This window comes from Modestobacter sp. SYSU DS0875 (assembly GCF_054050915.1).
Window position 1 is genome coordinate 1 of the sequence record NZ_JBJHAH010000050.1, and the last position, 11796, is coordinate 11796.

Below are 11796 nucleotides of genomic sequence, written 5' to 3' on the forward strand. Positions count from 1 at the left end.
ATTTAATTAAACCCCGATTTACCCGCGCCCCCGGTCCCCGGCCGGGGCCCCGGGGGGGGGGGGGCCCCCCCCCCCCCCCCGGGGGCCCCCGCCGCTCCCGCGGCGTGATCCGAGACGCTGCTCAGTCCTTGAGCAGGCCCTCGCGGAGCTTGGCCAGCGTCTGGGACAGCAGTCGGGAGACGTGCATCTGCGAGATGCCGATGTCCGCGGCGATCTGCGACTGGGTCATGTTGCCGAAGAACCGCAGGATCAGGATCCGGCGTTCGCGGGCCGGGATGGTGGCCAACAGCGGCTGCAGCGACTCGCGGTACTCGACACCCTCCAGCGCGGCGTCCTCCTCGCCCAGCGTCGCGGCCAGGGTGGGGGAGTCCTCCTCACCGGAGAGCCGCTCGTCCAGCGAGCTGCTGCGGTAGGCGTTGGCCACCGCCAGGCCCTCGAGGACCTCGGCCCGTGGGATGCCCAGGTGCTCGGCCAGCTCGGACGGGGTCGGTGCGTGCCCGTTCTTCTGGGACAGCTCGCTGACCGCCGCGTTGAGCGACAGGTGCAGCTCCTGCAGCCGCCGCGGCACCCGCACCGACCAGCCCTGGTCGCGGAAGTGCCGCTTGATCTCACCGGTGATGGTCGGCACCGCGAAGGAGAGGAACTCCACGCCCCGGCTGGGGTCGAAGCGGTCGATCGCCGCGATCAACCCGAGGGTGCCGACCTGCAGCAGGTCGTCGAACGGCTCGCCCCGGTTGCTGAACCGGCGGGCGAAGTGCCGGACCAGGGGGAGGTGCTCCTCGACCAGGATCTCCCGCAACCGCTCGCGGCGCGGGTCGTCCTTCTCCAGACCGGCCAACTCGGCGAACAGCGGAGCGGTCCGCTCGGCCCGCTTGCGGTTGTCCGAGATCGGCACCGGGTCCGCGGCGGGCTCCGCCTCGTCACTCTCCGGCGCGCTCGCCGCAGGCTCGGTGCCGGTGCCGGCGCCGGGGACGTCGATGGCGTCGGTGGTCACCTCGCTGCCGCTCGCCGCAGCGTCGTCGGCCGGGGGGCGGGGACGGGCCGGGGCACCGGCGTCGAGGACGTCATCGGTGGCCGGCTGGTCCGTGGCAGCCGACCGGGTCACCGTGCGACCGAGACGTCGTGGTCGGTGGGACCTGCGTCGGCCAGGACCTCGTCGGGGAACGCGTCCGCGGCCCCGGCCGCCATGCTGTACCGACGCAGCCGCTTGACCATCGCGATGCAGGCGACCGGGTCGGGTGACCCGTCGCCGGCGGGGACCGTGGCCTGGTCGCGGGGGCCTGCCTCGACGGTGTCGACCAGCGTGGCCAGGACCGCCCAGCCGAAGCCGTCGCGCGGCACGTCGACCCCGGCCGCCGTCGGCACCCAGGCGTCGATGCGCAGGTGCTCGCGGGTGGCCTCGAAGACCACCGTCAGCGGGGAGTCGCCGAGCGCGATGGCGGCGAGCGTGGCGCACGCCTCGTCGACGGCCAGCCGCAGGTCCTCCACGGCGTCCAGGTCGAAGTCCATGCGCATCGCCAGGTCCCCGGTCATCGCGCGTACCGCAGGAAGCTGCGTCGGGGAGGTCGGCACCCGCAGTTCCAACCGTTCGGCCCGCCGCTCACCCGTGGGGGCGGCGCCCGTCGTGTCGACCATGCGTTCGTCTGCTCCTTCGTCGTCCCCGCGTTCCCGGGCGGGAGCGCGGCGGTCCATCCGGTGCACCCGGGTGCGGCACCGTTGCCGACGCGCGAGCGACGAGCGGTCGCCCCGCGGGTGCGTGCGCGGGCACGGCCCGCTGACCCGACGGTAGTCGGACCGCCTGGCGGTGGTGCCCAACGGGGCCCTCCGCCAAACACGGCGCCGAGCACGGTCGTCACCGGGGTGAGTGGGCCGGCGACGCGCTGTGTTTGGAACGGTCCTCCGCCGACCATCTCCCAGCCGTGAGACTCCGCCGCAGCGACGTGCACGCCCCGGGCTGGACCCGGCGCCGCGCCGGGCGGGGGTTCTCCTACCGGGACGAGACCGGTGCCCTGATCAAGGACGACGCACGGCTGGACCGGGTGCGGGGCCTGGCGATCCCCCCGGCCTGGAAGGACGTCTGGATCTGCCCCTGGCCCAACGGTCACATCCAGGCGGTGGGCACCGACGCGGCCGGCCGCCGGCAGTACCGCTACCACGACGAGTGGCGGGCCCGCCGCGACGCCGCCAAGCACGAGCGGGTGCTGGAGATCTCCTCCCAGCTGCCCGACGTCCGCGACGAGGTGGTGGCCGCCCTGCGGAAGCGCGGGCTGAGCCGGGACCGGGTGCTCGCCACCGCGGTGCGGCTGCTCGACCTCGGCGCGTTCCGCGTGGGCAGCGAGCAGTACGCGGAGGACAACGGCACCTACGGCCTGGCCACGCTGCGCCGCGAGCACGTGCGGGTGCGCGGCGAGCGCACCTTCTTCTCCTACACTGCCAAGGGCGGCATCGAGCGGGAGATCGAGCTGACCGATCAGCCCACCGCGACGGTGGTCCGGCAGCTGCTGGAGCGCCCGGCCGAGACCGGCGAGGAGCTGCTCGGCTACTGGCTCGCCGACGGCAGCTGGCACGACGTCACCAGCGACGAGGTGAACGCCTACCTCAAGGAGATCAGCGGGGCGGAGATCACCGCGAAGGACTTCCGCACCTGGACGGCGACGGTCATGATGGCCGCCGCACTGGCCGAGCAGCCGGCGCCGACGAGCCGGACGGCGCGGAAGAAGGCGGTGCGGGAGGCCTACGTGCGCGTCTCCGAGCAGCTGGGCAACACCCCCACGGTGGCGAAGGCCAGCTACGTCGACCCGCGGGTGGTCGACCGCTACGAGCACGGGGAGACGATCGCCGAGGCGCTCGCGGCGGCGGCGGAGGCCCCGGACGACCGGACGGCGCAGCGCACGCTGGAGGCCGCGGTCTGCAGCCTGCTCAGCGCCTGAACCACGGGCCCGGACGCAGCGACGGCGCCCCACCCGGAGGTGCGGCGCCGTCGACGTCGTGTCTGCGGCCCCTCTCCAGGGGCCCGTCGCGAGCTTGCGAGAGGCGGGGAGGAGAGGAGGCCTTCTTCAGGCCTTCTCGGCGATGGTGAACAGGTCGATCAGACCGGTGACCTCCAGCGGGCGGGTGACCGCGCGGGTGTTGGCCACCAGGCGCAGGCCGACGTCGCGCGAGCGGGCCGACTTCTGCGTCTCCACGAGCACGGCCAGGCCGGCCGAGCCGAGGAACTGGACGCCGCAGAGGTCGATGACCAGCGCGGTGGGCTGCTGCTCCAGCTGGGTGTCGAGCGAGGCCCGCAGCACCGGGGCGGTGAAGGTGTCCACCTCGCCGATGACCGTCACGGTGACGGTGCCGTCGTCGTCGGTGGACGTCGACAGCGTGATCACGTCGTCGAAGGGGGCTTCGTTCGTGTCAGCCGCGGCCGACGTGCCTTCGGCGGGTGAGTCGGATGAGGTCACGGACTGCAGCTCCTCTCAGGGGCGGTGCGCGCTGGGCGCGCGGACGCCTGGACAGCGTACTGGCGTACGCCCTCCGGCCCCTCACACCCCGTGGCACCGGGTCTTCCGGACACCTGGTCCGGACGGCCCGGGCAGGTGACGGCTGGCTGCTCAACCGCGGCGCCCAACCTAGTCGCGCCATGATCGGCGCACCAATCCAACTGGTCGCGCGCACCCGAAAGGGGCCGCGGCGTCACCCGCACCGCGGCCCCGGAGGGACCTCGATCAGGTGTTCTCGACGACGTGGACGGCGCTCTCCTCCGGGCCCTCGCCGCCGACCGGGGCGTCGGCGAACGCCTCGACGTCGTCGCCGGTGCGGTTCGTGCCGGAGTCGCTGAGCCGGTCGGTGTCCTCGTCCTGGTCCAACTGGGCGTAGGCGCGGTCGGGGTCCTCGGCGGGGCGGACGTCCGCGGCGTCCTCGGGGATCTCGCGGTCCAGCCGGCCGGACAGCGACTCGCCCTCGGACTGCTCGCGCGCCGTCGTCCCGAAGTCCACGTCCTGGTGCTGGCGGTCGCCGGGCTCGGGGGCGAACTCCGGGTCCTCGGCGCGCGCCATCGTCGGGCTGTCGTCCTGGGAGATCTCCGGGATCCCGTTGTCCGCGGGGAAGACGTCGCGGGCGGTCTGCCCCTCGGGGCCGACGTCACCGCGCGAGCCGTCCTCGGTGCCGGTGAGACCGCGCTCGTCGTCGGGGAACTCGGCGTCGTTGAGGGCGGAGTCGCGGGCGGCGCGGTCCGGGTCGGTCATGGTGGTGCCTCCGTTCTGCGCGCCTCGGGGGCGGGCGCGCTCGTCCGTCCGGCTGGACGGGGGGACCGGTCGGGTGACCGGCGTCGTGCGCAGCCCCTACCCGCGCTCCCCGGCGGCATGCGTGACCCGGCTCCCGCCCGGGCGGGGCATGGTGGTCGTGGCCGGCGGGTAGCAGGGGCGGCATGGCGATCACCGACGACGTGCAGCGCATGGGCGCACCGTTCCGGCGCTGGGCGCGCACCCAGAAGCAGGAGTACACGCAGGGAGAGGCGCGGCCGCTCGGTGCGGACCTGGGTGCCATGGGCGTCTACGCCGGGCTGGTCGGCGCGGCGGCCGCCGCGATCCGCGCCTCGGGCCGGGAACTGCCCTCCCGGATCCCGCTCGGTGACGCCGCCCTGCTGACCATCGGCACGTTCCGGCTGGCCCGGCGGATCGCCAAGGACCCGGTGACCGCACCCGTCCGCGCCCCCTTCGTCAGCTACCAGGGCACCTCGGGCGAGGCGGAGGTCGCCGAGGAGGTGCGCGAGCACGGCGGGGTCAAGCACGCCGTCGGCGAGCTGCTCACCTGCCCGTTCTGCATGGCCCAGTGGGTCGGCACCGGCTTCGTGCTCGGGTACGTGGCCGCGCCCCGGGCCACCCGGCTGGCCGCGCTGACGATGACGATGGTCGCCGGCTCCGACGTGCTCCAGTTCGTCTACGACGCGATCCAGAACGGTGCGCTGCGGCCCGGCGGGGACCCGCCCCCGGAGGACGTGACCGGTCAGGCCGTCTGACCCGACCGGTCACCCAGCGTGCTCGGACGAGGCACGCGGTGCCAGGACCGGCGGGTCACCCTCCCGGGTGGTCGACTGCGCTGGGTGACCGTCTCGCGCTGCCGCGGGGGCGCCGACCTGCCTATCCTTCGATCTTGTCGAGATGCCGGCGTCGCCGGCCCGGGGCGGGAGGTCACTCGTGCGGTCGATCTGGCGGGGCGCCATCTCCTTCGGGCTGGTCAGCATCGGGGTCAAGCTCTACTCGGCCACCGAGGACCACGACATCCGGTTCCACCAGGTGCACAAGACCGACGGTGGTCGGGTGAAGTACCGCCGGGTGTGCGCGGTCGACGGCGAGGAGGTCGAGTACGGCGACATCGCCAAGGGCTACGAGCTGCCCGACGGCCAGCTGGTCGTGCTGACCGATGCCGACTTCGACGAGCTGCCCCTGGTGACCACCCGGGAGATCGAGGTCCTGCAGTTCGTCGACCAGGAGCAGATCGACCCGGTCCACTTCGAGAAGACCTACTACCTGGAGCCCGACGGCGTCGCGACGCGGCCGTACGTACTGCTGCGCACCGCGCTGGAGAACGCCGGCCAGGTGGCGATCACCAAGATCGCGATCCGCCAGCGGGAGTCGCTGGCCGCGCTGCGGGTGCGGGAGGGCGTGCTGGTGCTGCACACCATGCGCTGGCCCGACGAGATCCGCCGGCCGGACTTCGGCTTCCTCGACGAGGACGTCGCCGTCCGCCCGCAGGAGCTGGCGATGGCCGAGTCGCTGATCTCCACGATGGCCGGCGACTTCGACCCGACGCAGTTCACCGACGACTACCGCGAGGCGATGCAGGCACTGCTGGAGGCCAAGCAGTCCGGTGGCCAGGTGCAGCCCGCCCCGGACGTGGCCGACGACGGCGGCGGTGCCGTGGTCGACCTGATGAGCGCGCTGCGGCGCAGCGTCGAGCGGGCGGGGGGCGCGGCGCCCGCGGCGCAGGACGACGCCGCCGACGGCGATGCGGCCACCGACGAGGCGCCCCCGGCGCGGAAGACCACCGCGCGCAAGGCCCCGGCCAAGAAGGCCGCCCCCGCGGAGAAGGCGCCGGCGAAGAAGGCCGCCGCCAAGAAGGCCAGCCCGGCGAAGAAGACGGCCGCGCAGTCCGCCGATGCCGACGACAAGCCGGCCAAGCGCACCTCCCGGGCGCGCAGGACCGCCTGACCCGATCCCTCGTGTCCGCCTCCGACCCGCTTGCCACTTACCGCGCCAAGCGCGATCCGGCTCGCACCGCCGAGCCGGTCCCGCCGGCCGGACAGCCGCTGCCCCGGGGTGACGACGACGTCTTCGTCGTCCACGAGCACCACACGGCCCGCGGCCGTACCGGTGAGCGGGTGCACTGGGACCTGCGGCTGGAGCGCGGTGGGGTGTTGAAGAGCTGGGCGGTGCCCAAGGGCCCGCCGACCGAACCGGGGGTCAACCGGCTCGCCGTCCCCACCGAGGACCACCCGCTGGAGTACGCCACGTTCTCCGGCACCATCCCGGCCGGCGAGTACGGCGGCGGGGTCTCGACCATCTGGGACGCCGGCCGGTACGCGACCGAGAAGTGGACCGACGACCACGTCACCGTCGCCTTCGACGGCGGACGGCTGACCGGCCGCTACGTGCTGTTCCGGCTGCCCGACGGCAGCTGGAACCTGCGCAGGCTCGACCCCGACCCGGTGCCGGCGGCGCCGGTCGCCGCCAGCGTGCCCGAGGACCTCCCGCCGATGCTCGCCGCGCTCGGGGAGCTGCCCCCCGCGTCGGACGACCGGTGGGGCTACGAGTTCAAGTGGGACGGTGTCCGGGTGCTGGCGCACGTGCGCGGCGGCGTGCTGCGGCTGCGGGCGCGCAGCGGCAACGACGCGACCGCGACCTACCCCGAGCTCGCCCCGCTGCCGACGGCGTTGTCCGGGCACGACGCCGTCCTCGACGGTGAGGTCGTCGCGCTGGACCCCCGCGGCCGACCGGACTTCGGCCGGCTGCAGGGGCGCATGCACCGCACCGGACCCGAGGTGGCCCGGCTGGCCGCCGCGGCACCGGTGAGCTACCTGGTGTTCGACCTGCTGGCCTGGGACGGCGAGAGCCTGCTCGACCGGCCCTGGACCGAGCGACGCGAACGACTGGACGCCCTGGCGCTGGGCAACGACCGGTGGGTGACCACGCCCTGGTTCCGCGGGAACGGCCCGGCCATCCAGGCGGCCAGCCGGGACAACGGGCTGGAGGGCGTCGTCGCCAAGCGGCTGGACTCCCCGTACCGGCCCGGCGGGCGCGGCCCGGACTGGCGCAAGGTGAAGAACCTGCGCACCCAGGCGGTCGTCGTCGGCGGCTGGCGGCCGGGGGAGGGCCGGCGGGCCGGCGGCATCGGCTCGCTGCTGCTGGGGGTGCACGACGACGCCGGCCGGCTGGTGTTCGCCGGGCACGTGGGCACCGGGTTCACCGCGAAGGCGCTGGCCGACCTCGCGCCGCTGCTCACCCCGCGCAGCACCTCGCCGTTCGCCACGCCCCCGGGTGCCCCGGCGCTGCCCCGGGAGGTCACCCGGGACGCCCACTGGGTCGAGCCCGAGCTCGTGGGGGAGGTCCGGTTCGGGGAGTGGACCCGGGAGGGCCGGTTGCGGCACCCGTCGTGGCGAGGGCTGCGCGACGACGTCCGGCCGGAGGACGTCGTGGTGGAGCCGTGAGCGAGCTCGCGAGCGAACCGATGAGCAGGGCGGCTCGCCGAAGGCGTTCGACGAGCGCCGGCGAGGAGATCGCGTGAGGCAGCGGGTGCAGATCGAGGGCCGCCAGCTGGAGGTCAGCAACCTGGACAAGGTGCTGTTCCCGGAGGTCGGCTTCACCAAGGCGCAGGTCATCGACTACTACGTGCGGATCGCCCCGGTGCTGCTGCCGCACGTGGCCCGCCGCCCGGTGACCTTCACCCGCTGGCCCTCCGGGGTCGACGGCCAGGCGTTCTTCGAGAAGAACAGCGCGCGGCACGCCCCGGAGTGGGTGGAGTCGGTGGCGGTGCCCTCGCCCGGGTCCTCGCGCGGCCGGGAGACGCTGGACATGGTGCTGCTCTCCGCCGTGCCCGACCTCGCCTGGTCGGCCAACCTGGCGGCGCTGGAGGTGCACGTGCCGCAGTGGCGGGTCGACGACGACGGCGGCGCGCAGCTGCCCGACCTGCTGGTGCTCGACCTGGACCCCGGGCCGGGCACCGGCGTCGCCGAGTGCGCGCACGTGGCACACCGGCTGCGGGAGGTGCTGGTCGCCGACGGGCTCGACCCGGTGGTGAAGACCTCCGGCTCCAAGGGGCTGCAGGTGTACGCGCCGATCACCGCCGCGGACAGGGAGCACCCCAGCTGCTACGCCAAGCGGCTGGCGCAGCAGCTCACCCGGGAGACGCCCGAGCAGGTGGTGTGGCGGATGGAGAAGGCCCTGCGGCCGGGCAAGGTGCTGGTCGACTGGAGCCAGAACAACACCGCCAAGACCACGGTCGCGCCCTACTCGCTGCGCGCACGGCCCCGGGCGACGGTCTCCACGCCGCTGGCCTGGGAGGAGCTGGACGCCGTCCGGGACGGTGCCGACCCGGCCACTCTGGTGTTCCGCACCGCCGACGTGCTGGCCCGGGTCGAGGAGCTCGGCGACCTCTTCGACGTCGCCGGCCGACGGCGCGCCGGGCTGCCCCTGGTCTGACCCTCCTCCCGGCGCGGGGCGGTCGTCCCGGAGGAGGACGCGGGATCAGCCCGCGGACCGATGTGCCGCGGAGCCCGGACGACCAGGCTGGACGCCATGACCACCGTGCTCCCGGCCGGCCCGCCACCGGCCACCCCCGCCACGCAGGTGACCGCCGGCCCCGCCCGCTGGTGGCTGCCGCTGCTGGTGCTCGTGCTGGGTGCCGGCGGCGGTGTGGCCACCGAGTGGGCCCAGGGCGCGCTCGGTGACCCGTGGGCGGCGTGGGCGAACTCGGTGGCCGCCTGGTGCCTGCCCGCCTTCGCCGTGGGGGCGCTGGCTCGCCGGTGGCGCGGGGCGGTGACCGCGGCCGTCGCCACCGAGCTGCTGCTGGTCGGCGGCTACTACGCGGCCCAGGCGGTGCAGCTGCTGCCGGTTCGGCCGGTCACCGTCGTCGTCTGGCTGGTCGCCGGCGTGGCGGCCGGGCTGGTCTTCGGGACGGCGGGCTGGTGGTGGCGGTCCTGCGGACCGCGCCGGGCGGTGGCCGGGGTGACGCTGCTGGCCGGGGTGCTGGTGCAGGAGGGGGTGTACCGGCAGGTGCACTTCCCGTGGCAGGGGGCGTCGGGCTGGGTCATGGTCGCCGCGGGGCTGGTGGTCGCGTTGCTGGCCCGCACCGCGCGGCAGCGGCTGGCGGTGCTCGGGCTGCTCGCCGTCGTCGTCCCGGCCGGTTGGGCCGGCACCGAGCTGGTGAACGCGCTCCTCGCGGCGGCCTGACCGCCGGCTCCTGCGCGACCGGGGGCGTGCCGACACGCCGTCCCGGGTCGCCGGTCCGCTCGACCCGGCGCACCATCGAACCGGGTGTTCGGGTCGCCCTCGCGGGGGCGACGCACCGCGTTCACCCGGTCTTGTCTTGACTGACTCAAGAAAACAGGGTTGAGTCGACGGCGATGGAGACGGCCTGGGAAGACGAGCTGCGGAGAGCAGGGCTGCGGGTCACCCGCCCCCGGCTCTCCGTGCTCGACGTCCTCGCCGACCACCCGCACGTCGACGCCGACACGATCGTCACCGCCGCCCGCGCCGCGCACCCCTCGATCTCGCCGCAGGCGGTCTACGGGGTGCTCAAGGCGCTGGTCGGGGGAGGCCTCGCCCGCCGCATCGAGCCCGCCGGTGCGCCGGCGCTCTACGAGCTGCGGGTCGGGGACAACCACCACCACCTGGTCTGCCGGGAGTGCGGTGCGGTCGCCGACGTCGACTGCGTGGTGGGACAGGCGCCGTGTCTGACCCCGTCGCAGACGGCGGGGTTCGCCGTCGACGAGGCCGAGGTCGTCTTCTGGGGCATCTGCGCCGGCTGCCAGGCCGCGCGCAGGGAGCACGGATCAGCAACAGGCACAGCAATCCGAAGGGGAGTGGGAGCATGACCGACGTCGCATCGCAGGGCCCGGCGGCCAGCGAGGCCGACCGGCCGATCCTGACCAACCGTCAGGGTCACCCGGTCTACGACAACCAGAACCAGCGGACGGTGGGCGCACGTGGCCCGGCCACCCTGGAGAACTACCAGTTCCTCGAGAAGATCAGCCACTTCGACCGGGAGCGCATCCCGGAGCGCGTCGTGCACGCCCGTGGCTTCGTGGCCTACGGCGAGTTCGAGGCCACCGGCAAGTGGGGCGACGAGCCGATCGAGCGCTACACCCGGGCGAAGCTGTTCAACACCCCGGGCAAGAAGACCGACCTGGCGATCCGCTTCTCCACCGTCATCGGCGGCCGGGACTCCTCCGAGGCGGCGCGTGACCCGCGCGGCTTCGCGGTGAAGATGTACACCGAGGACGGCAACTGGGACCTCGTCGGCAACAACCTCGCGGTGTTCTTCATCCGCGACGCCATCAAGTTCCCCGACGTCATCCACTCCCTCAAGCCGGACCCGATCACCTTCCGGCAGGAGTCCGCCCGGATCTTCGACTTCATGTCGCAGACCCCCGAGGCCATGCACATGCTCGTCAACCTGTTCAGCCCGCGCGGCATCCCGGCCGACTACCGGCACATGCAGGGCTTCGGCGTGAACACCTACAAGTGGGTCAACGCCCAGGGCGAGACCGTGCTGGTCAAGTACCACTGGCTCCCCAAGCAGGGCGTCAAGAGCCTCACCGAGGCCGACGCCGCGGTGATCCAGGGCCAGGACCTGGGCCACGCCTCCAAGGACCTCTACGAGGCCATCGAGCGGGGTGACTACCCGCAGTGGGACCTCTACGTCCAGATCATGAGCGACGACGAGCACCCCGAGCTGGACTTCGACCCGCTGGACGACACCAAGGTCTGGCCGGAGAACGAGTTCGAGCCCAAGCTGGTCGGCACGATGACGCTGAACCGCAACGTCACCGACCACCACAACGAGAACGAGCAGAGCGCGTTCGGCACCGGCGTGCTGGTCGACGGGCTGGACTTCTCCGACGACAAGATGCTGATCGGCCGCACGTTCTCCTACTCCGACACCCAGCGCTACCGGGTCGGGCCGAACTACCTGCAGCTGCCGGTCAACTCGGCCAAGAACGCCGTGGTGCAGACCAACCAGCGCGGTGGGCAGATGTCGTTCGGGGTCGACCTCGGCCCCGGCCAGAACCCGCACGTCAACTACGAGCCGTCGATCACCGGCGGCCTGCGTGAGGCCGAGTACCCCACGCACGACGAGCAGGGCCCGGTCATCACCGGCCGGCTCACCCGCAAGCGGATCCCGCGCACCAACGACTACACCCAGGCCGGTCAGCGCTACCAGCTGATGGAGCAGTGGGAGAAGGACGACCTGGTCGCCAACCTGGTCGCCAACATCGGGCAGGCGGTGCGCGAGGTCCAGGAGCGCATGGTGTGGCACTTCTTCATGTGCGACGACGAGCTCGGTCAGCGGGTCGGTCAGGGCCTCGGCATCACCGCGGACGACGTCCGTGGCCTGGAGCCGCTGCAGACCCAGACCCTGTCCGACGAGGAGCTGCAGCGTGCTGCCAACCTCGGCAAGAACGGGCCGCGCGACGTCACCGGCCTGAAGATGACGCACACGGTGCCCAACGAGCGGGTCGTGCTCGCCTGACGGTGAGCTGACCACTCCGCATCACCACGGCGGGCCGCGACCGGATCACCGGTCGCGGCCCGT

General features: G+C 73.5%; 12 protein-coding genes. 8 read left to right on the forward strand and 4 right to left on the reverse strand.

The annotated features are described in order from the left end of the window. Positions 1 to 121: 121 nt before the first annotated feature. Together ACI79Y_RS19305 and ACI79Y_RS19310 are read right to left on the reverse strand one after the other, a co-directional pair. The gene (locus ACI79Y_RS19305) at positions 122 to 1105 is read right to left on the reverse strand and encodes an RNA polymerase sigma factor SigF (protein WP_457160048.1); all 984 of its coding nucleotides are present in this window, start codon (positions 1103 to 1105) and stop codon (positions 122 to 124) included. After that, the gene (locus ACI79Y_RS19310) at positions 1102 to 1635 is read right to left on the reverse strand and encodes an ATP-binding protein (RefSeq protein WP_457160049.1); all 534 of its coding nucleotides are present in this window, start codon (positions 1633 to 1635) and stop codon (positions 1102 to 1104) included. The genes ACI79Y_RS19305 and ACI79Y_RS19310 overlap by 4 nt, the downstream gene beginning before the upstream one ends. A 284-nt stretch (positions 1636 to 1919) precedes the next feature. Between ACI79Y_RS19310 and ACI79Y_RS19315 the strand changes: the two genes are divergently transcribed. Then, positions 1920 to 2930 (forward strand): DNA topoisomerase IB, encoded by a 1011-nt coding sequence (locus tag ACI79Y_RS19315; RefSeq protein ID WP_457160050.1) that lies wholly within the window; start codon positions 1920 to 1922, stop codon positions 2928 to 2930. Positions 2931 to 3056: 126 nt separating this feature from the next. Here the strand turns inward: ACI79Y_RS19315 and ACI79Y_RS19320 are convergent, their stop codons facing one another. Together ACI79Y_RS19320 and ACI79Y_RS19325 are read right to left on the reverse strand one after the other, a co-directional pair. Further along, a complete protein-coding gene (locus ACI79Y_RS19320; RefSeq protein ID WP_457076290.1) occupies positions 3057 to 3446 on the reverse strand; it encodes an STAS domain-containing protein in 390 nt (129 codons plus the stop codon). Positions 3447 to 3710: 264 nt separating this feature from the next. Then, entirely contained in the window at positions 3711 to 4229 is a 519-nt protein-coding gene (locus tag ACI79Y_RS19325) for a hypothetical protein (RefSeq protein WP_457160051.1), read from the reverse strand. Between the two features lie 182 nt (positions 4230 to 4411). On the opposite strand from ACI79Y_RS19325, the gene ACI79Y_RS19330 reads away from it, so the two are divergent. The 7 genes from ACI79Y_RS19330 (at position 4412) to ACI79Y_RS19360 (ending at position 11733) form a co-directional block, all read left to right on the forward strand. Then, positions 4412 to 5002: a DUF1360 domain-containing protein gene (locus ACI79Y_RS19330; RefSeq protein ID WP_457160052.1), complete on the forward strand. Its 591-nt coding sequence runs from the start codon at positions 4412 to 4414 to the stop codon at positions 5000 to 5002. A 178-nt stretch (positions 5003 to 5180) separates the two neighbouring features. Further along, positions 5181 to 6194 carry a non-homologous end joining protein Ku gene (gene ku / locus ACI79Y_RS19335; protein WP_457160053.1) on the forward strand — a complete coding sequence of 338 codons (1014 nt, stop codon included), beginning with the start codon at positions 5181 to 5183 and terminating at the stop codon, positions 6192 to 6194. Positions 6195 to 6205: 11 nt separating this feature from the next. Next, positions 6206 to 7690: a non-homologous end-joining DNA ligase gene (gene ligD, locus ACI79Y_RS19340; protein ID WP_457160054.1), complete on the forward strand. Its 1485-nt coding sequence runs from the start codon at positions 6206 to 6208 to the stop codon at positions 7688 to 7690. 73 nt (positions 7691 to 7763) lie between these two features. Continuing rightward, positions 7764 to 8681: a non-homologous end-joining DNA ligase gene (gene ligD / locus ACI79Y_RS19345; RefSeq protein ID WP_457160055.1), complete on the forward strand. Its 918-nt coding sequence runs from the start codon at positions 7764 to 7766 to the stop codon at positions 8679 to 8681. Positions 8682 to 8777: 96 nt separating this feature from the next. Beyond that, positions 8778 to 9431 carry a DUF6518 family protein gene (locus ACI79Y_RS19350; protein WP_457160056.1) on the forward strand — a complete coding sequence of 218 codons (654 nt, stop codon included), beginning with the start codon at positions 8778 to 8780 and terminating at the stop codon, positions 9429 to 9431. 173 nt (positions 9432 to 9604) lie between these two features. After that, positions 9605 to 10075, forward strand: a complete 471-nt coding sequence (locus tag ACI79Y_RS19355) for a Fur family transcriptional regulator (protein WP_457160057.1) — start codon at positions 9605 to 9607, stop codon at positions 10073 to 10075. Continuing rightward, the gene (locus ACI79Y_RS19360) at positions 10072 to 11733 is read left to right on the forward strand and encodes a catalase (RefSeq protein WP_457160058.1); all 1662 of its coding nucleotides are present in this window, start codon (positions 10072 to 10074) and stop codon (positions 11731 to 11733) included. Before ACI79Y_RS19355 ends, ACI79Y_RS19360 begins: the two co-directional genes overlap by 4 nt. Positions 11734 to 11796: the final 63 nt, after the last annotated feature.

What these genes read in the sequence shown, in the direction of transcription:
- ACI79Y_RS19310 (WP_457160049.1), bottom strand. Translation starts at nt 1,635, where the DNA reads ATGGTCGACACGACGGGCGCCGCCCCCACGGGTGAGCGGCGGGCCGAA.
- ACI79Y_RS19325 (WP_457160051.1), bottom strand. Translation starts at nt 4,229, where the DNA reads ATGACCGACCCGGACCGCGCCGCCCGCGACTCCGCCCTCAACGACGCC.
- ACI79Y_RS19330 (WP_457160052.1), top strand. Translation starts at nt 4,412, where the DNA reads ATGGCGATCACCGACGACGTGCAGCGCATGGGCGCACCGTTCCGGCGC.
- ACI79Y_RS19350 (WP_457160056.1), top strand. Translation starts at nt 8,778, where the DNA reads ATGACCACCGTGCTCCCGGCCGGCCCGCCACCGGCCACCCCCGCCACG.
- ACI79Y_RS19355 (WP_457160057.1), top strand. Translation starts at nt 9,605, where the DNA reads ATGGAGACGGCCTGGGAAGACGAGCTGCGGAGAGCAGGGCTGCGGGTC.
- ACI79Y_RS19360 (WP_457160058.1), top strand. Translation starts at nt 10,072, where the DNA reads ATGACCGACGTCGCATCGCAGGGCCCGGCGGCCAGCGAGGCCGACCGG.